Here is a 19,756-nt window from a genome sequence, read left to right as displayed (position 1 = left end):
TCGACCATGACACATAATACTGATCCGTTAACCCTGAAATTGAGCCTGCGAGAGAAGTGCGCCTACGGGATGGGTGATTTTGGCTCGAACCTGATGCTGTGTATTGGCACGCTGTACCTGCTGAAGTTTTACACGGACGAGCTGGGCATGCCCGCGTTCTTCGGCGGCATCATTTTTCTGGTCGCCAAGTTCTTTACCGCGTTCACCGACATGCTGACCGGGGTGCTGCTGGATTCCCGGCGTAACATTGGCCCGAGGGGGAAGTTCAGGCCATTCATACTTTACGCCTCCGTTCCGGTGGCGCTGGTCGCGACGGCGCAGTTTATGGCCAACGACTTTAGCCTGACGGTGAAAACGGCCCTCGCCACCGTGCTCTTCATGATGTTTGGCCTCTGCTACAGCCTGATGAACTGCGCCTACGGTGCAATGGTTCCGGCCATCACCAAAAACCCGAACGAGCGCGCGCAGCTTGCGGCGTGGCGTCAAGGCGGCGCAACGGTAGGACTGTTGCTCTGCACCGTCGGCTTTATGCCGATTCAGGCGCTGTTCATCAGCCAGCACTCACTCGGCTATCTGGTGGCCACGCTGGTGTTCGTCACCGGGGGGCTGTTCTGCATGTGGTGGTGCTACAGCGGGGTGAAAGAACGCTACGTCGAGCTTACGCCCGATCACCATAAGCCCGGCATTCTGAAATCATTCTGCGCGATTTTCCGCAATCCGCCGCTGCTGGTGCTGTGCATCGCCAACCTCTGTACCCTCGCCGCGTTTAACATCAAGCTGGCGATTCAGGTCTATTACACCCAGTACGTGCTGAACGATCTGCATCTCCTGTCGTGGATGGGCTTTTTCAGCATGGGCTGCATTCTGATTGGCGTGTTTCTGGTGCCTGGCGCGGTGAAGCGCTTTGGCAAGAAGCCGGTCTATCTGGGCGGGCTGACGCTGTGGGCGGTGGGCGACGTGCTGAATTTTTTCTGGGGGACCAGCTCCCTGCTGTTCGTGCTGTTTTCCTGCATGGCCTTCTTCGGCACGGCGTTTGTTAATAGCCTGAACTGGGCGCTGGTGCCGGATACCGTCGATTACGGCGAGTGGAAAACCGGCATCATGCTGACCCAGATTGGCTACGTTCCCCATGCCGTGCAGAGCGCGGGCACGCTGCTGGGTTTGCGTCAGCTTATTTTCCTCTGGCCGTGCGGCCTGGCAATCGTCGCCGCCGTGACCATGGGTCTGTTTTATAAACTCAACGAAGCGCGCTTCGCCTTTATTATCGAGGAGATTGGAAAACGAAAAAAACAGTCAGCGAATACCCCTGAGATAACCACCAACAATAAAGCGTCAGCAGTCACTTTATAACAATAAATCCGGCCACTATGTCCTTCCTGTTTAGCAGGAGGGAGGCCTTTCTGTACCTGATACATGGACAAATTATGAAAAGAATCATCACCGTACTGATCGTGTCGTCTGTGTCCTGCCCGGTATTTGCCGGGGCCTATGTCGAAACGCGCGAAGCCTACAACACCGCCTCAGAGCTGCACGAAGTGATCCTGCGTGCGGGCTATAACTTCGATATGGGCGCGGGGCTGATGTTCACCAACGCTTATAACGTGGGGAAATGGGACGAACTGAAACACAGCTATAACGAAATCGAGGGGTGGTATCCGCTCTTCAAACCGACCGACAAACTGACCTTCCAGCCCGGCGGCTTAATTAATGACAGCAGCGCAGGATCAGGTGGCGCGGTTTATTTAGATACCAATTACAAATTTACGGACTGGTTTAATCTGACGTTCCGCTATCGCTATAACCATAACAATTACGATACGCCGGACTATAACGGGCAGATGGATAAGAACGACACGCATGAATTCGCCAACTACTGGAATTTCAAAGTGACGGATGCGTTTTTCTACACCTTTGAGCCGCACTTTTTCCAGCGGGTGAATGATTACCACAGCAAAAATGGCAAAGATCATCACTGGGAAATTACTAACAAGTTCAGCTATAAAATCGACAGAAACTGGCTGCCGTATCTTGAGCTACAGTGGCTGGACCGATGGAATGATTACAACCGGGAGCAGTACCGGATCCGTTTAGGGTTACGGTATTCGTTCTAATAAAAAAGCCGCTGATCGCTCAGCGGCTTTTTCGTTGCCGGGTGGCGCATGCGCTTACCCGGCCTACGGCATAACCGAATTAGTCTTCTTTCGCACCGCGCATTGCACGTTTACGATCGTTCTCAGTCAGGTGACGTTTACGGATACGAATTGACTGAGGCGTCACTTCGACCAGTTCGTCATCATCGATGAATTCCAGAGCCTGCTCCAGCGTCATCTTGATCGGTGGAACCAGAACCGTGGCTTCGTCAGTACCGGACGCACGCATGTTGGTCAGTTTCTTACCGGTCAGGCAGTTTACCGTCAGGTCGTTAGAACGGCTGTGAATACCGATGATCTGGCCTTCGTAAACTTCAGCACCGTGACCCAGGAACAGCTTACCGCGATCCTGCAAACCGAACAGCGCAAACGCAACCGCTTTACCCTGACCGTTGGAGATCAGCACGCCGTTGTTACGCTGGCCCACTTCGCCCGGACGAACGTCGTCGTAGTGGCTGAAGGTGGAGTACAGCAGACCGGTACCGGAAGTCATGGTCATGAACTCAGAACGGAAGCCGATCAGGCCACGGCTTGGGATCACGTAGTCGAGACGTACGCGGCCTTTGCCATCTGGATTCATGTTTTTCAGGTCGCCTTTACGCTCACCCAGTGCCCGCATCACAGAACCCTGGTGCTGCTCTTCAACGTCCAGCGTTACGTTTTCGAACGGCTCTTGTTTACGGCCATCGATTTCGCGGAAGATAACTTTCGGACGGGAAACCGCCATCTCGAAACCTTCACGACGCATGTTCTCAATCAGAACAGACAGGTGCAGCTCACCACGACCCGAAACGCGGAATGCATCAGCGTCTTCGGTTTCTTCAACGCGCAGCGCAACGTTGTGCACCAGCTCTTTGTTCAGGCGGTCAAGGATCTGACGAGAGGTAACGAACTTACCTTCTTTACCACAGAACGGAGAGGTGTTGACGTTGAAGAACATGGATACGGTTGGTTCATCAACGGACAGGGCTGGCAGCGCTTCGACGTTCTGCGGATCGCAGATGGTGTCGGAGATGTTCAGTTCACCCAGACCGGTGATGGCGATGATGTCGCCCGCTTCAGCGATGTCGCTCTCGATACGCTCAAGACCCAGGTGAGTCAGCACTTTACCGACTTTACCGTTACGGGTTTTCCCTTCGCTATCGATGATAGTGACCTGCTGGTTAGGCTTCACTTTACCGCGCTTGATACGACCAATGCCGATTACGCCAACATAGTTGTTGTAGTCGAGCTGAGAGATCTGCATTTGCAGGGTGCCTTCCAGGTCAACGTTTGGCGCAGGAACGCGGTCAACAATCGTCTGGTACAGCGGAGTCATGTCTTCCGCCATGTCTTCGTGATCCAGACCGGCGATACCGTTCAGCGCAGACGCATAAACGATAGGGAAGTCCAGCTGTTCGTCGGTCGCGTCGAGGTTAACGAACAGGTCGAAGACCTGGTCAACAACCCAGTCAGGACGCGCGCCAGGACGGTCAACCTTGTTGATCACAACGATAGGTTTCAGGCCGTGGGCAAATGCTTTTTTGGTCACGAAGCGCGTTTGCGGCATAGGGCCATCAAATGCGTCAACCACCAGCAGCACGGAATCCACCATGGACATCACGCGCTCAACTTCACCACCGAAGTCGGCGTGCCCTGGGGTATCAACGATGTTGATACGGTAGTCATTCCATTTGATAGCGGTGTTTTTGGCGAGGATGGTAATCCCACGCTCTTTCTCCAAATCGTTGGAGTCCATCACACGCTCTTGAGTTTCGGCACGAGCATCAAACGTACCGGACTGCTGTAGCAGCTTATCAACCAGGGTAGTTTTACCATGGTCGACGTGCGCGATGATGGCGATATTACGCAATTTTTCGATCACAACTTTGCCTCAGGCATTTAGAAATAGCGCGTTATTGTACACGGATTAATCGCACTACAAAACAGGATCACAAACATCCCCCGCAAACAAGTATTGCAGAGATGCTTTGTGATCGCTTTCACGGAGCGGTAAAAGGGCACTTTAACGTAAATTGCACCAATATGGTGCTCGATGTTCACACAGAAGCACTATAATGGTGCAACAAATCCAATGTGGTGCAGCCCTTCTGCACTATGGTGCGCATGATAACGCCTTTTTGGGGTGTTTTAAAAGTTGGCACAGATTTCGCTTTACAGAAATACAGTAAAAATATGGCAGCCCAGCCGATTTGAAGACCTCGTTACCACGACGACAATGACCAATCTGGAGAGTTAAGTATGTCCGCTGAACACGTTTTGACGATGCTGAACGAACATGAAGTGAAGTTTGTTGATCTGCGCTTCACCGATACCAAAGGTAAAGAACAGCACGTCACGATCCCTGCTCATCAGGTGAACGCCGAATTCTTTGAAGAAGGCAAAATGTTTGACGGCTCCTCCATTGGCGGCTGGAAAGGCATTAACGAATCCGACATGGTTCTGATGCCAGATGCAACCACTGCGCTCATTGACCCGTTCTACGAAGAACCTACGCTGATCATCCGCTGCGATATTCTGGAACCTGGCACGCTGCAAGGCTATGACCGTGACCCACGCTCCATCGCAAAACGCGCTGAAGAGTACCTGCGCTCTACCGGCATCGCAGACACCGTTCTGTTCGGGCCAGAGCCAGAGTTCTTCCTGTTCGACGACATCCGTTTTGGTGCTTCCATTTCTGGCTCCCACGTCGCTATCGATGACATCGAAGGCGCATGGAACTCTTCCACCAAGTACGAAGGTGGTAACAAAGGTCACCGTCCGGGCGTGAAAGGCGGTTACTTCCCGGTTCCTCCGGTCGATTCTTCACAGGACATCCGTTCTACCATGTGTCTGATCATGGAAGAGATGGGCCTGGTTGTTGAAGCGCACCACCACGAAGTGGCAACGGCTGGCCAGAACGAGATCGCTACCCGCTTCAACACCATGACCAAAAAAGCGGATGAGATTCAGATCTACAAATACGTTGTACACAACGTTGCGCACCGTTTCGGTAAAACCGCGACCTTCATGCCAAAACCAATGTTTGGCGACAACGGTTCCGGCATGCACTGCCACATGTCCCTGTCCAAGAACGGCACCAACCTGTTCTCTGGTGACAAGTATGCGGGTCTGTCTGAGCAGGCGCTGCACTACATCGGCGGTGTTATCAAACACGCTAAAGCGATCAACGCCCTGGCGAACCCGACCACGAACTCCTACAAGCGTCTGGTTCCAGGCTACGAAGCACCCGTGATGCTGGCGTACTCTGCCCGTAACCGTTCTGCTTCTATCCGTATCCCGGTGGTTGCGTCTCCGAAAGCGCGTCGTATCGAAGTGCGCTTCCCGGACCCGGCGGCTAACCCATACCTGTGCTTCGCAGCACTGCTGATGGCCGGTCTGGACGGTATCAAGAACAAGATACACCCGGGCGAAGCCATGGACAAAAACCTGTACGACCTGCCGCCAGAAGAAGCGAAAGAGATCCCACAGGTTGCCGGCTCTCTGGAAGAAGCCCTGCAAGCGCTGGACGCAGACCGCGAGTTCCTGACCGCTGGCGGCGTGTTCACCGATGAAGCTATCGACGCTTACATCGCGCTGCGTACCGAAGAAAACGACCGCGTTCGCATGACGCCGCACCCGGTTGAGTTTGAACTGTACTACAGCGTTTAATTGTTTTGTTTTACCCGGCGCATACGCGTCGGGAGTAATTGCCGTGGAAACTTTAGCCCATCTTCGGATGGGCTTTTTTCTCCACCAACAACCTGATCTCACGCGCTTTTTACCTCTAAAACGCTATACTGCACTAAAATAGTGCAACGACTCCAGGAGACTGCTGAATGGCAACTGGCACGCTGCCCGATGCTGGGCAGATCCTCAATTCTTTGATTAACAGTATTTTGCTGGTCGACGACGAGCTGGCGGTGCATTACGCCAACCCGGCGGCGCAACAGCTGCTCGCCCAAAGCGCCAGAAAACTGTTTGGCACGCCGCTGCCGGAACTGCTGAGCTATTTCTCGCTGAATATTGGTCTGATGCAGGAGAGTTTGCAGGCGGGTCAGGGCTTCACCGATAACGAAGTGACGCTGGTGATTGACGGACGCTCGCATATTTTGTCCCTCACCGCACAGCGCCTGCCAGATGGCATGATTCTGCTGGAAATGGCGCCGATGGATAACCAACGTCGTCTCAGCCAGGAGCAGCTTCAGCATGCGCAGCAGATTGCGGCGCGCGACCTGGTGCGCGGGCTGGCCCATGAGATCAAAAACCCGCTGGGCGGCTTACGCGGTGCGGCACAGCTTTTGACCAAAGCGCTGCCTGACCCTGCCCTGGCGGAGTATACCAACGTCATTATTGAGCAGGCGGACCGTCTGCGTAATCTGGTCGATCGCCTGCTCGGGCCACAGCAGCCGGGGATGCATGTTTCAGAAAGCATTCACAAGGTCGCGGAGCGGGTGGTGAAACTCGTCTCTATGGAGCTGCCGGATAACGTCACGCTGGTGCGTGATTACGACCCAAGCCTGCCGGAGCTGGCGCACGATCCGGACCAGATTGAACAGGTGCTGTTGAACATTGTGCGTAACGCGTTGCAGGCGCTGGGCCCGGAGGGTGGCGAAATTATTCTGCGTACCCGCACCGCGTTCCAGCTGACGCTGCACGGAGTGCGTTATCGTCTGGCGGCACGTATTGATGTGGAAGATAACGGGCCGGGGATCCCGCCGCATCTCCAGGACACTCTGTTCTACCCGATGGTCAGCGGTCGCGAAGGCGGCACCGGGCTGGGGTTATCCATAGCCCGAAATTTGATTGACCAACACTCCGGCAAAATTGAATTTACCAGTTGGCCGGGACATACCGAGTTTTCGATTTTCCTGCCGATTAAAAAATAAAGGTGACGTTTATGCAACGAGGGATAGTCTGGGTAGTCGATGACGATAGCTCCATCCGTTGGGTGCTTGAACGCGCACTCACAGGAGCGGGATTAAGCTGCACGACGTTTGAGAGCGGCAGCGAGGTGCTCGACGCACTCACCACCAAAACGCCGGACGTTCTGCTCTCGGATATTCGCATGCCGGGCATGGACGGACTGGCGCTCTTAAAGCAGATCAAACAGCGCCACCCCATGCTTCCGGTCATCATAATGACCGCCCACTCCGACCTGGATGCCGCCGTTAGCGCCTACCAGCAGGGGGCGTTTGATTATCTGCCAAAACCGTTTGATATCGACGAAGCCGTTGCCCTGGTCGAACGCGCCATCAGCCACTATCAGGAGCAACAGCAGCCCCGCCACGCGCCGGATTTCGGGCCTACGACGGACATCATCGGTGAAGCGCCGGCCATGCAGGACGTGTTTCGCATCATCGGGCGTCTGTCGCGCTCGTCTATCAGCGTCTTGATTAACGGTGAATCAGGGACCGGTAAAGAGCTGGTTGCACACGCCCTGCATCGCCACAGCCCGCGGGCGAAAGCCCCCTTTATCGCCCTGAACATGGCAGCGATCCCTAAGGATTTAATTGAATCTGAGCTGTTCGGCCACGAAAAAGGGGCGTTTACCGGAGCCAATACCATTCGTCAGGGACGCTTTGAACAGGCTGACGGCGGCACGCTTTTCCTGGATGAAATCGGCGATATGCCGCTGGATGTTCAGACCCGACTGCTGCGCGTGCTGGCAGATGGCCAGTTTTACCGCGTGGGCGGGTATGCGCCGGTGAAGGTGGACGTGCGTATTATTGCCGCGACGCACCAGAACCTGGAGCTGCGCGTGCAGGAGGGGAAATTCCGTGAGGATTTATTCCATCGTCTGAACGTGATCCGTGTCCACCTGCCGCCGCTGCGCGAGCGTCGGGAAGATATCCCGCGTCTGGCGCGCCATTTCCTGCAAGTGGCGGCCCGCGAGCTGGGCGTGGAAGCCAAGCAGCTTCATCCGGAAACGGATGCCGCCCTCACCCGTCTGGCGTGGCCTGGCAACGTGCGTCAGCTGGAAAACACCTGTCGCTGGCTGACCGTGATGGCCGCCGGACAGGAAGTGTTGATTCAGGATCTCCCCGCCGAGCTGTTTGAAGCCACCGTGCCCGAAAGCACCGCCGGACATGCGCTGCCGGACAGCTGGGCGACGCTGCTGGCGCAGTGGGCAGATCGCGCGCTGCGTTCCGGTCATCAAAATCTGCTCTCCGAAGCGCAGCCTGAGATGGAGCGCACGCTGTTAACTACCGCGCTTCGTCATACCCAGGGCCACAAACAGGAAGCGGCTCGCCTGTTGGGATGGGGTCGAAACACCCTGACGCGCAAGCTGAAAGAGCTGGGAATGGAGTGATCTTACTCCGCTGTGTAAAGGTTACTAATTGAGCGCAAAGTGCCGTTATTTTGCGCTTTACTGTTCCGATGAGTTTTGTATGATCGTGCCCGGAAACAGGGGGGAGCATCATGCTGGAATCATTAGTGACTTTGCTTTCGAGCGGAGCAGCAGAAAGCCACACGCCACAAACTGCCGTTGCGGCGGTGCTGTGTGCGGCGCTGGTTGGGCTGTTTAGCTAACGAGCTGTTGATGAAAAGCCGGGTGGCGCTTCGCTTACCCGGCTTTTCAACTTAAATCACCCGCGAGAACTGCTGTAAACGCGCCTTCTGACGCAGATAGGCATCGAAGCACATGCAGATATTACGAATCAACAGACGTCCTTTCGGCGTGACGACCACCGCGCTTTCCGACACATCCACCAGCCCGTCCTTCGCCAGCGGCGCAAGGAGTTTCAGGTCTTCGGCAAAGTAATCGCTGAATTGCAGATCCCATTGCGACTCCACCTCGCGGAATTCGAGACGGAAGTTGCAGATAAGCGCCTTAATCACATCACGACGGATGCAGTCGTCACGCGTTAACGCAATGCCGCGCCACAATGCGTTACCCGTTTCATCAACCTGCTGGTAGTACAGCTTCAGCTCTTTCTGGTTCTGAGCGTAGCAGTCGCCAATCATGCTGATGGCGGAGACGCCCATTCCGAGCAGATCGGTATCGCCCTGGGTGGTGTAACCCTGGAAGTTACGGTGGAGTACACCTTCGCGCTGGGCAATTGCCAGTTCGTCGTCAGGGCGGGCAAAGTGATCCATCCCGATAAACTGATAGCCGGTTTCGGTCAGCGAGGCGATGGTCTCCTGCAAAATGTCTAGCTTCTGCTGGGCGGAAGGCAGATCCGCATCTTTGATTTTGCGCTGAGCGGCGAACAGCGTCGGCAGGTGCGCGTAATTAAAGACGCTCAGACGGTCCGGGTTAAGCTCAGCCACGCGTTTAAGCGTGTAGGCGAAGCTCTCCGGCGTCTGCTTCGGCAGGCCGTAAATCAGGTCTATATTCGTTGAGGTAAAGCCGATTTCACGCGCATGGTTGAGTAAGGCAAAGATAAACGCTTCGTCCTGCTCGCGGTTTACCAGGCGCTGTACTTCTTTATTGAAGTCCTGTACGCCCATACTCAGGCGGTTGAAGCCTTCAGCGCGTAAATGATCCAGCACATCCAGCTCGATTTCACGTGGATCGACCTCGATCGAAATTTCGGCGTCGTCGTTAAAACTGAAATTGTCGCGCAGCAGCGCCATCAGGCGGCTGATCTGCGCTTTATTCAGATAGGTTGGCGTACCACCGCCCCAGTGAAGCTGGCTAACGTGACGCCCTTTAAACAGCGGTGCGCGGTGCAGAATTTCCTGTTCGAGCGCATCGAGGTATTGATCGGCTTTGTGCTGCTGGCGGGTAACGATTTTATTGCAGCCGCAGAAGTAGCAGAGCTTATGGCAGAATGGAATATGGACGTAGAGCGACAGCGGGCGCTCGGGATAGCGCACCACAGCATGCTGAAAATCCGCCTCGCCGAAAGCGTCAGAAAACTCCAGCGCGGTGGGGTATGAGGTATAACGCGGCCCGGAATAGTTATATTTCTGGATCAGGGCCAAATCCCAGTCGATAGATGGTACAGACATGCTCACTCCTTCCGTTGGTGTCGCGTTCGTATACGGCGGCCCGTTCTGGTCCCGTTGCGGGCCATCATTCGGGTGCGCAGCCACTTCTGTCGCCGCGACAACCGCCGTAGTTTAACGAATAACCACACCAGATAACATATAACCGGAAGGGTTATAAGCAGGACGAGTGTACCTGCCGGGTGCAAATGTTAGTTTCCACCCTTCAGAAGACGCATCATATCTTCCTGCTTTTCGTCTTCTTCTTCGTCGTCTTCGTCATCGTAAGACAGACCCAGCTTCTGCATCAGCTCGTCGATGCGATCCAGTTTGGCATCCACCCATGACTGCTCTTCGGCGGTCAAGGTTTCACCCTCTTCAAGACGTTCCAGCAGCGCGTCCAGGCGCTCATCGTTCTCCAGCAAATCCAGCTCAGCCTGCGGTGAAAGCATAGGTTTCTCGCTCTTTGGTTTGTGCTGCTTAGTGACCGGGGTGTCTGTCACGCCCAGTGGAATGGGAGTTTTACTGCCGATACGAGGATCTTTCTGCTGTTTGCCTTTTGCAGAAGCGCCTGCGGCACCGCCACCGTTAGCACGGCTACCCGCAGCATGGCCACGATGTTTTTTATCGCGTTTGCGATCGCGCGCTTCCTGATTCAGTTCTTCGCGCGTTTTGCGGCGTGCTTTTGCAGGGCGTTTCGCGCCCGCAGCGGAGGTCGGTTTTTTCATGATGTTTTATCTTTAAGTCGTTTTCTTCAGTATAGAATTGCGGCGAAATCTAGCAGAAAGCAAGCAAAGAAAAAAGGCGACAGAGCAATCTGTCGCCTTTTTTCCTGACTCACAACCCTTAACGGGTCAGACATTCCCTGTTTGCCTGCAACAAACCCTGTTTATCCCTTGGCTACTACCGTCCGTGATACGGTTCCGTTTCCTGTTAAAAACGCCTCCAGGCGCCGGTCGTCCTGACAATCCTGAGTCTTCGCCTCCTGGCGCTCCTGACCCTTATCCTTAAGTCGTTATCCTGTTGGCATCCTCGCCGTAGCACACACTTTACCTTGTTCCTTTAAACTAACAAGCAACGAAAAGGTACAAAACCGGATTTTCAGATAATTACTCATTAATAACTCTTTGAATTTTAATATCTTGAGTTTTTTAGCCCCTGCGATTTCTCTTAAATTTCTCATACGCTTAAGGGCAAATCTCTTACATTTCGCAGGGCTTTCACTTACATGTCAATGACGAAGGGAAAAGCCTTTTGCCCGCATTCAGGTATAATCCCCGCAGATTACGATTTTTGGAGACGACCACGTGACTACCTGGAACTACCAACAGACGCATTTTGTCACTAGTGCGCCCGATATTCGCCACCTGCCCTCAGACACAGGGATTGAAGTGGCATTTGCTGGCCGCTCCAATGCGGGAAAATCCAGTGCCCTGAATACGCTGACCAATCAGAAAAACCTGGCGCGTACCTCAAAAACACCTGGCCGTACACAACTGATTAACCTGTTTGAAGTGGCTGAAGGCAAACGCCTGGTCGATTTACCGGGCTACGGTTACGCGCAGGTACCGGAAGAGATGAAGATCAAATGGCAGCGTGCGCTGGGTGAATACCTGGAAAAACGCATGTGTCTGAAAGGCCTGGTGGTGCTGATGGATATTCGTCATCCGCTGAAAGATCTCGACCAGCAGATGATTGACTGGGCGGTGGCAAGCGATATTGCGGTGCTGGTACTGCTGACAAAAGCGGATAAGCTGGCGAGCGGCGCGCGCAAGGCACAGGTGAATAAGGTTCGTGAAGCGGTGCTGGCATTCAACGGTGATGTACAGGTTGAACCGTTCTCCTCGCTGAAAAAGCAGGGCGTGGATAAACTGCGTCAGAAGCTCGACAGCTGGTTTAACGATCTGGAACCGGCGACAGAAGCGGAAGCAGAGTAATAACAGGCGCGGCGATGACCGCGCTTTTTTCGCCTGAAACTTTCTTTGCCGCAATAAAAAACGCCCCAGTCATTACTGACTGGGGCGGCTAAAATATTCAGCCAAATCCGATTACGTGAAGTAAAAGGTCTGAAAGATAGAACATCTTACCTCTGTACCCTACGTCGTTAACTCTACTCTTTTTTTATCGCTGGACAAAGCACTTTTTGTAGTTTTTTTTCATTCTTTACATAGGGAATTCTAATGATCGTCACAAAACGCGCGTACTTATGTTGCTTACTTACATAAAACGCGCGTTATTCCGTTAGCCCTTAGTGAGCCTGATCCCAGTTTTCGCCGCTACCCACTTCCACCAGCAACGGAACGTCCAGCTTCATGCTGTTTTCCATCAGTTCATGGATCTTCTGAGAGACCGTCTCCAGATCGTCTTTATGAACTTCAAAGACCAGTTCATCGTGTACCTGCATGATCATTTTCACGCGCGGCTTCTCTTTTTCCAACCAGGCATCGACGGCGATCATTGCGCGTTTAATGATGTCCGCCGCAGTGCCCTGCATAGGGGCGTTAATCGCAGCACGTTCAGCACCCGCGCGGCGCGCGGCGTTGCTGGATTTGATGTCCGGAAGGTAGAGACGACGGCCATCCAGCGTTTCAACGTAGCCTTTCTCTTTCGCCTGCGCGCGGGTACGTTCCATATATTCCAGCACGCCCGGATACCGCTCGAAGTAGAGATCCATATACTTCTGCGACTCTTTACGCGGAATATTGAGCTGGCGTGAAAGACCAAAGGCACTCATGCCGTAAATCAGACCGAAGTTGATCGCTTTTGCGCTACGACGCTGCTCATTTGTCACGCTCTCCAGCGGCAGCCCAAACACTTCGGCAGCGGTTGCCCGGTGAATGTCCTTCCCTTCGGCAAAGGCCGTCAGCAGGCCTTTGTCGCGTGACAGGTGCGCCATAATACGCAGTTCGATTTGCGAGTAGTCCGCGGAGACAATCAGATAATCCTCTGGCGCAATGAAAGCCTGGCGAATACGGCGGCCCTCTTCATTACGCACCGGAATGTTCTGAAGGTTAGGATCGGTTGACGAAAGTCGCCCGGTCGCCGCCACAGCCTGGTGATAGGAGGTGTGCACGCGGCCCGTTTTCGGGTTGATCATCAACGGCAGTTTGTCGGTATAGGTCGATTTCAGCTTAGCCAGACCGCGGTATTGCAGAATAACTTTTGGCAGCGGATAGTCCAGCGCCAGCTCTTCCAGCACCTCTTCAGACGTTGAAGGAGCGCCGCCCGGGGTTTTCTTCAGCGGCTTGATACCCTGTTTTTCAAACAGGATGGTTTGCAGCTGTTTCGGTGAAGACAGGTTAAATGCCTCGCCAGCAAGCTCATGCGCTTTCTGTTCAAGCTCGGTCAGGCGCTGCGCCAGCTCACCAGAGTGGTTATGCAGCACCGTTGGGTCGATTTTAACGCCATTGCGCTCAATGCGGGACAGCACAGGCACCAGCGGCATCTCAATGTTCTCGAACACATTCAGCGGCCCTTCGTGCTTCTGCAATTTCGGCCACATTTTGAGATGCAGCTGTAGCGTGACGTCAGCGTCTTCCGCGGCGTAGCGGCCTGCCTCTTCCAGCGCGATCTGGTTAAAGGTCAGCTGATTTTTACCCTTACCGGCAATTTCTTCAAAGGTGATGGTTTTGTGTTTCAGCCAACGATCGGATAAGGAATCCATATCATGGCGGCCCGCCACGCTGTCCAGAATGTAAGATTCAAGCATGGTGTCAAAAGCGATACCACGCAGCTCAATGCCGTAGTTTTGCAGAATACCGCGGTCATACTTCAGGTTTTGCCCGACCTTCAGCGCTTTCTCGTCTTCCAGAATCGGCTTCAGCAGTTCTAAGGCGCGCTCGCGGGAGATTTGCTCCGGCGCATCCAGATAGTCGTGAGCAACCGGAACATAGGCGGCAACACCCGGCTCCGTCGCGAATGACAGACCCACCATATTAGCCGTAATGTTATCAAGGCTATCCGTTTCGGTATCGAAAGCAAAGACTGGCGCTTTTTTCAGCTTTTCAATCCAGGCGACGAGCCGTGACTCTTCCAGGATGGTTTCATAGTTGTCGAAGGAGAGCGCTATCGCCTCTTCTTCTGCCTGCTCTTCGGCATCGACAACGATGGTCTCTTTCGGCTTCGCCGCAGGTTTAGCCCCTTTCGCCTGAAGCCATTTCCCGGCTTCAACATCCGCGGTCCAGCGTTTAAATTCGTATTTTCTGAACAGACCAAGCAGTTCGTCGGCGGCGGGTTCCTGCACTTCCAGCTGCTCGCAGGTAAGCTCCAGCTCTACGTCAGTTTTGATAGTGGCCAACCGATAGGAGAGATAAGCCACCTCTTTGTTATCGGCGAGCTTTCCGGCCATGGTTTTTGCGCCACGGAAGGTAAGACCGGCAATTTTGTCGGACTCTGCATACAGCGTATCCAGCCCGCCCAGCCCTTGCAGCAGCGCCTGAGCTGTTTTTTCACCCACGCCCGGCACGCCAGGAATGTTATCCGAGGAATCGCCCATCAGGGCGAGGAAATCAATAATGAGCTCTGGCGGCACACCATATTTGGCGACCACTTCTTCCGGGCCAAGAATGGTGTTTGTCATGGTGTTGATCAGCGTAATCCCTGGCGTTACCAGCTGCGCCATGTCTTTATCACCGGTACTGATCAGAACCGGGCGGCCTGCTTTTTCCGCTTCGCGCGCCAGGGTACCAATTACGTCGTCAGCTTCAACGCCAGAGACCGCCAGCAGTGGCAGCCCCATCGCTTTCACCATAGCGTGCAGCGGTTCAATCTGCGCACGCAGATCGTCAGGCATAGGGGGACGGTGTGATTTGTAGTGCTCAAATAATTCATCGCGGAAGGTTTTACCCTTCGCATCAAACACCACGGCCGCATGGGTTGGGTGGTATTGCAGAATCAGGCTGCGAAGCATATTCAGCACGCCGTACATTGCGCCGGTAGGTTCCCCTGCGCTGTTGGTCAGAGGAGGAAACGCATGATACGCCCGATACAGGTAAGAAGAGCCATCGACGAGTATAAGTGGGTTTTCTGGGATCTGAACCATAATGTCCGTGCCTGTTATGAATTTATGGGTAAAGGATGCCACAGAAGGATGAAAACATCAGGTTTTAGCGCTTTATACAGAAAAAGATTTTGCGATCGGGAAGATCGCTCGCAAAACAAAACTGTGGATAAGTTTGTGCATATTTTTAATACAGGTGAATAACAGCTTGATAAAAGTAATATTGAAAACTTATTTATCCATTTAAATCAAACAATTAATACAAGATCAATTAAGATCGCACCTCACTGATGGTTATTTAGTCTATGTGGATATAAGGCTTAAGCACCTTGTCTATAGGGAAAAATTCGCGGCCTGCCAGGAAAAGCCGCGGCCTCCTGGTGTGAAAGCGCCCTGGTCTGAGCGAATTTCTGATAAGATCGGCGCCCAGCACCGGATAGCCGGCTGCTCAATTACAGCTAACTATCTGAAAAAATTCATCATGTCGAGAATACTCGCTGCGATAACATTATTATTAAGCGTCATTTTAACTATTCTGGTTACTATCGCCTGTTCTGTGCCAATCATCGTTGCCGGAATAATTAAGCTCCTGTTGCCTGTCCCTCCGGTATGGCGCGCGGTGTCTGCTTTTTGTAATTTTATGATGTACTGCTGGTGTGAAGGCCTGGCGATCCTGCTGCATCTGAACCCCTGGCTGAAGTGGGACGTTCAGGGTCTGGAGAAGCTGAACAAAAAGAACTGGTATCTGCTGATCTGCAATCACCACAGCTGGGCCGACATTGTTGTATTGTGCGTACTGTTTCGCAAACACATTCCGATGAATAAATACTTTCTGAAACAGCAGCTGGCCTGGGTGCCTTTCATTGGTCTGGCCTGCTGGGCGCTGGATATGCCGTTTATGAAACGCTATTCACGCAGCTATTTGATTCGTCATCCGGAACGCCGCGGTAAGGACGTGGAAACCACGCGCCGTTCTTGCGAGAAGTTTCGCGCGCATCCCACCACCATTGTTAACTTCGTCGAAGGATCGCGCTTTACCGAAGAGAAGCGCCAGCAAACTCGCTCTCCTTATCAGAACCTGTTGCCGCCAAAGGCTGCGGGCATCGCAATGGCGCTCAACGTGCTGGGTGAGCAGTTCGATAAATTGTTGAACGTAACGCTCTGCTATCCGGAAAACGACAGGACGCCATTCTACGACATGCTCAGCGGCAGGCTGACGCGTATCGTTGTCCGCGTTGATCTGGTGCCCGTCAATACTGAACTGCACGGGGATTACGTCAACGATAAAAACTTCAAACGTCGTTTCCAGCTTTGGCTTAATACACTCTGGAAAGAGAAAGACGAGCAGATAGCGAAGATTAAATCTTCATACAAAAACGCCGGTCAGTGACCGGCGTTTTTCTTTATGGTTGTTACTTTTTCTCAACCAGGTATTTCACGGTATCAGCGTACTGTTGTACGAAGATATCCATGCTGGTCGTGTCCATACCACGCATATTCACCTGGTATTTGCCGTTAACATACATCGCCGGCACGCCCTGCAACTGAAAGTCAGCGGCAGCTTTTTCCTGCTGTGCCACGAGAGATTTCACCACAAAACTGTTCCAGGCAGCGTCGTAGTCTTCACCTTTCACACCGGCATCTACGAACACTTTACGGATATCTGCCGTAGTTTGTACGGTCTGGGTTTTCTGTACGGCTTCAAACATAGGCGCGGTGATCTTATCTTCCACACCCAGCGCAATCGCGACCGCCCATGCCTGAGTCAGATCTTTGCCCAGTGGGCCAAGGAACTCAACGTGGTATTTCGTCATTTTGGTGCCTTCCGGCAGCTTTTTCTTCACGTTGTCAGAAACATGAAGTACCTGCTCAAACTCGTAGCAGTGCGGGCAGTAGAAGGAGAAGAACTCCAGCACCTGAGGCTCGCCAGCAACAGGCTTGTCTAGCGTAATGTACTGCTTGCCGTCGGTAAACTGCGCAGCAGTTGCGCTAAATGCCAGAATCATACCAGCCAGCGCCAGCCAAATTTTTTTCATGATCAACTCTCTCCTGGGTGTGTCCAATTAATACATCGGCGTTAATTGCAAAGGGGGTTCCTGTAGAACCTTAACCTGCTCGGTAAATGTGGATATCTGGTTGCGCCAGTAATCCTCCCCGGTAAGCCAGGGGAAATTTCGGGGAAAAGCCGGGTCTTCCCAACGCCTGATTAACCACGCGAGATAATAAACAAATCGCATCGCACGTAAAGGCTCTATCAAGGCAATTTCGTCTGAATTAAAGGGGATAAATTCTTCATAAGCTTCAATTATGGTCTCAAGCTGCATGCGCTGCTCGGCTTTATCACCGTTGAGTAGCATCCATAGATCCTGCACCGCGGGTCCCATACGTGCGTCATCAAGATCGACAAATAGCGGCCCATCGCGCCAGAGAATATTCCCGGCGTGGCAGTCACCGTGCAGGCGCAGAGTAGTAATATCATCCCGCCAGCAGGCTTTTACAGCATCAATAAGCTTATCGGTCGCCGTGAGGAAATTATCCTTTAGTGCATTCGGGATCAGCGCCGATGTTTCGAATACCTGTCGCGGCTCAATAAGATATTCCTGAACACCAATCGTCGGACGGGCAACAAACGGTTTTTTACGTCCCGTCTGATGAATGCGCCCCAGATAGCGGGCAACCCATTCCATCTGATCGATATTATCTGCCTCAAACTGTCTTCCGCCCAGGCTCGGAAATACCGCGTAGTAAAAGCCCTGATGGGTCAGCAGCGTTTGGTTATTGAATTTAATCGGTGCCGCAACGGGAACATCGTCATCCAGTAGATCGTGGGCAAACTGATGTTCTTCCTGAATTTGTTCTGCGGACCAGCGCTGTGGACGGTAAAACTTTACGACAAAGCGCTGGCGCTCTTCGTCCTGAAATTGGTAGACACGGTTTTCGTAGCTGTTTAAAGCGGTTAACCCGGAATCCACCCGAATACCCTGCTCGAACAGCGCATCCATAATGGTATCCGGGTGTAGTGTCTGGAAAGTAAAAGCCTGGTCGTTCATCCGATCATCCGGAAATTATACGAATGATTCAGGATATCATCTTGTGGCGATTTCGGTGGCTCCGCTTACAAGCTTTTACTCTTTAATTACGCCTCGGGCGCGCAGTAATGCGGTTTTAAAATCCTCTTCATAATCTTTCTGAATGCCAGGAATAACAGCATCTTTAGCCGAGTCACGCATTTTCAGGTGGTAGATCAGGATGTCGTCAGAAAGGTCCGCCAGTTCGCCATCAAAACCTGACTCTTTCGCCAGTTTCTGTAAAAATTGCATCAGATTCAGCTCTGGCTCTTTTTGCCAGGCCGGCTGGAGAAGCTCAATGACTTCATTAAGACGTTTACATTTCATGGTAGTGCTCCTTTCATTTAGAGAGACACGTTAGCAGGGTCAATCCCACAATAAAAGAGGCGATATTCGTGAATCAATGCCAGGAAATCATCGGGGTTGTTCTGACCGGGGGCAGGGCAACGCGAATGGGTGGAAAGGATAAGGGACTTCAGCTCCTGAACAACACACCATTATGGCAGCATGTTGCTGATACGCTTGCAGATCAGGTGTCATCGATGGCGATCAGCGCTAATCGACATGTTGATATTTATCAGCGCAGCGGGTATCCGGTTTATCAGGATAACCTGGTGGACTACCCCGGTCCGCTGGCGGGAATGCTTTCTGTTATGCAGCAGTCGTACGGAGAGTGGTTTCTCTTTTGTCCATGTGATACGCCCTTCATCCCGTCCTGTCTGGTTGAACGTCTGGTGCAGCGGCGCGGTGGTGCTCCCGTCGTCTGGGTACACGACGGTGAACGCGACCATCCAACGATCGCATTGATTAATCGCTCGTTAATATCCGCGCTGGAAGATTACCTGGCCGCAGGAGAGCGACGCGTCATGGTATTTATGCGCCAGTCCGGAGGGCATTCCGTTGATTTCAGCGACATGAAATCGGCGTTTGTGAATGTAAACACGACGGAAGATTTGCAGATGATGCAGGAGAGAAAATGATACCCGTATTAGCGATCTCAGCCTGGAGTGGCACCGGGAAAACTTCGCTGCTAAAAAAACTGATACCTGCACTTTGCGCCAAAGGCATTCGTCCCGGATTGATTAAGCATACGCACCATAACATGGATGTCGATAAACCGGGGAAAGATAGCTATGAGCTGCGTAAGGCTGGCGCTGCACAAACGATGGTGGCGAGTAACCAGCGCTGGGCGTTAATGACAGAAACACCGGATGAAGCACCGCTGGATCTCGCTTATCTTGTCAGCCGGATGGATCACTCCACGCTGGATCTGGTGCTGGTTGAGGGGTTTAAGCATGAGGCTGTTGCGAAGATCCTGCTATTCAGAAGCGATGCCGGACATGACGTAAGTGAGTTAACGCTGGATGAACATGTGATTGCCGTGGCCAGTGACGTTGCGTTGACGCTGAAAGTACCGGTTCTGGATTTAAATAATGTGGAGGGGATTGCAGCGTTTATTTCGGCGTGGTGTGCAGTCTGAAATCTGCCGGGTGACGGCTTCGCCTTACGGCCTGCCGTTTTTCAGCAAACAAACGCAAAAAGGCCATCCTTGCGGATGGCCTCTTCACTTGTTTGATGCCTGGCAGTTCCCTACTCTCACATGGGGAGACCCCACACTACCATCG

17 protein-coding genes are annotated in these 19,756 nt (G+C 53.0%); 10 read left to right on the top strand and 7 right to left on the bottom strand.

Annotation, left to right across the window (positions count from 1 at the left end; all coding sequences use genetic code 11):
- Positions 1 to 6 precede the first annotated feature (6 nt).
- Positions 7 to 1,350 carry a glycoside-pentoside-hexuronide (GPH):cation symporter gene (locus ACOTXL_RS18455; protein WP_045626050.1) on the top strand — a complete coding sequence of 448 codons (1,344 nt, stop codon included), beginning with the start codon at positions 7 to 9 and terminating at the stop codon, positions 1,348 to 1,350.
- A gap of 74 nt (positions 1,351 to 1,424) precedes the next feature.
- Entirely contained in the window at positions 1,425 to 2,111 is a 687-nt protein-coding gene (ompL, locus tag ACOTXL_RS18450; RefSeq protein ID WP_003861929.1) for a porin OmpL, read from the top strand.
- Positions 2,112 to 2,190: 79 nt separating this feature from the next.
- On the opposite strand, the gene typA is transcribed toward ompL, so the two are convergent.
- Positions 2,191 to 4,014 carry a ribosome-dependent GTPase TypA gene (typA, locus tag ACOTXL_RS18445; protein WP_045350724.1) on the bottom strand — a complete coding sequence of 608 codons (1,824 nt, stop codon included), beginning with the start codon at positions 4,012 to 4,014 and terminating at the stop codon, positions 2,191 to 2,193.
- 377 nt (positions 4,015 to 4,391) lie between these two features.
- Between typA and glnA the strand changes: the two genes are divergently transcribed.
- The 4 genes from glnA to ACOTXL_RS18425 all read left to right on the top strand — a co-directional run bounded on the left by glnA (position 4,392) and on the right by ACOTXL_RS18425 (position 8,663).
- Positions 4,392 to 5,801 carry a glutamate--ammonia ligase gene (gene glnA / locus ACOTXL_RS18440; RefSeq protein WP_003861925.1) on the top strand — a complete coding sequence of 470 codons (1,410 nt, stop codon included), beginning with the start codon at positions 4,392 to 4,394 and terminating at the stop codon, positions 5,799 to 5,801.
- 167 nt (positions 5,802 to 5,968) lie between these two features.
- Positions 5,969 to 7,018, top strand: a complete 1,050-nt coding sequence (gene glnL, locus ACOTXL_RS18435) for a nitrogen regulation protein NR(II) (RefSeq protein ID WP_045350723.1) — start codon at positions 5,969 to 5,971, stop codon at positions 7,016 to 7,018.
- Positions 7,019 to 7,029: 11 nt separating this feature from the next.
- Positions 7,030 to 8,442: a nitrogen regulation protein NR(I) gene (gene glnG, locus ACOTXL_RS18430; RefSeq protein ID WP_003861919.1), complete on the top strand. Its 1,413-nt coding sequence runs from the start codon at positions 7,030 to 7,032 to the stop codon at positions 8,440 to 8,442.
- Positions 8,443 to 8,552: 110 nt separating this feature from the next.
- A complete protein-coding gene (locus tag ACOTXL_RS18425) occupies positions 8,553 to 8,663 on the top strand; it encodes a YshB family small membrane protein (protein WP_017382667.1) in 111 nt (36 codons plus the stop codon).
- A gap of 51 nt (positions 8,664 to 8,714) precedes the next feature.
- Here ACOTXL_RS18425 and hemN read toward each other — a convergent pair whose 3' ends face one another.
- Positions 8,715 to 10,088: an oxygen-independent coproporphyrinogen III oxidase gene (gene hemN / locus ACOTXL_RS18420; protein ID WP_023315061.1), complete on the bottom strand. Its 1,374-nt coding sequence runs from the start codon at positions 10,086 to 10,088 to the stop codon at positions 8,715 to 8,717.
- A 188-nt stretch (positions 10,089 to 10,276) separates the two neighbouring features.
- Complete coding sequence (yihI, locus tag ACOTXL_RS18415; RefSeq protein WP_014885763.1) at positions 10,277 to 10,792, bottom strand: Der GTPase-activating protein YihI; 516 nt, start codon at positions 10,790 to 10,792, stop codon at positions 10,277 to 10,279.
- 579 nt (positions 10,793 to 11,371) lie between these two features.
- Here yihI and yihA point away from each other — a divergent pair.
- Positions 11,372 to 12,001 (top strand): ribosome biogenesis GTP-binding protein YihA/YsxC, encoded by a 630-nt coding sequence (gene yihA / locus ACOTXL_RS18410; protein ID WP_003861913.1) that lies wholly within the window; start codon positions 11,372 to 11,374, stop codon positions 11,999 to 12,001.
- A gap of 311 nt (positions 12,002 to 12,312) precedes the next feature.
- On the opposite strand, the gene polA is transcribed toward yihA, so the two are convergent.
- Positions 12,313 to 15,105: a DNA polymerase I gene (polA, locus tag ACOTXL_RS18405; RefSeq protein ID WP_045350722.1), complete on the bottom strand. Its 2,793-nt coding sequence runs from the start codon at positions 15,103 to 15,105 to the stop codon at positions 12,313 to 12,315.
- Between the two features lie 439 nt (positions 15,106 to 15,544).
- Here polA and ACOTXL_RS18400 point away from each other — a divergent pair, with 439 nt between their 5' ends.
- Complete coding sequence (locus ACOTXL_RS18400; RefSeq protein WP_003861910.1) at positions 15,545 to 16,453, top strand: acyltransferase; 909 nt, start codon at positions 15,545 to 15,547, stop codon at positions 16,451 to 16,453.
- Positions 16,454 to 16,475: 22 nt separating this feature from the next.
- Here ACOTXL_RS18400 and dsbA read toward each other — a convergent pair whose 3' ends face one another.
- From dsbA to ACOTXL_RS18385, 3 genes are all read right to left on the bottom strand, one after another.
- Positions 16,476 to 17,099 carry a thiol:disulfide interchange protein DsbA gene (dsbA, locus tag ACOTXL_RS18395; RefSeq protein WP_003861908.1) on the bottom strand — a complete coding sequence of 208 codons (624 nt, stop codon included), beginning with the start codon at positions 17,097 to 17,099 and terminating at the stop codon, positions 16,476 to 16,478.
- A gap of 27 nt (positions 17,100 to 17,126) precedes the next feature.
- Entirely contained in the window at positions 17,127 to 18,113 is a 987-nt protein-coding gene (locus ACOTXL_RS18390) for a serine/threonine protein kinase (RefSeq protein ID WP_003861905.1), read from the bottom strand.
- Positions 18,114 to 18,188: 75 nt separating this feature from the next.
- Positions 18,189 to 18,458, bottom strand: a complete 270-nt coding sequence (locus ACOTXL_RS18385; RefSeq protein ID WP_003861904.1) for a YihD family protein — start codon at positions 18,456 to 18,458, stop codon at positions 18,189 to 18,191.
- A 68-nt stretch (positions 18,459 to 18,526) separates the two neighbouring features.
- Between ACOTXL_RS18385 and mobA the strand changes: the two genes are divergently transcribed.
- The gene (gene mobA / locus ACOTXL_RS18380; RefSeq protein WP_045350721.1) at positions 18,527 to 19,111 is read left to right on the top strand and encodes a molybdenum cofactor guanylyltransferase MobA; all 585 of its coding nucleotides are present in this window, start codon (positions 18,527 to 18,529) and stop codon (positions 19,109 to 19,111) included.
- Entirely contained in the window at positions 19,108 to 19,611 is a 504-nt protein-coding gene (gene mobB / locus ACOTXL_RS18375) for a molybdopterin-guanine dinucleotide biosynthesis protein MobB (protein ID WP_003861899.1), read from the top strand. The genes mobA and mobB overlap by 4 nt, the downstream gene beginning before the upstream one ends.
- Positions 19,612 to 19,756: the final 145 nt, after the last annotated feature.

Origin of the sequence: Enterobacter cloacae complex sp. IR5402 (genome assembly GCF_049238125.1) — a bacterium.
GTDB classification, from domain to species: Bacteria; Pseudomonadota; Gammaproteobacteria; order Enterobacterales; family Enterobacteriaceae; genus Enterobacter; species Enterobacter hormaechei_C.
Note: the sequence above shows the minus strand (reverse complement) of the source record. Positions and strands in the feature narration are given on the sequence as shown.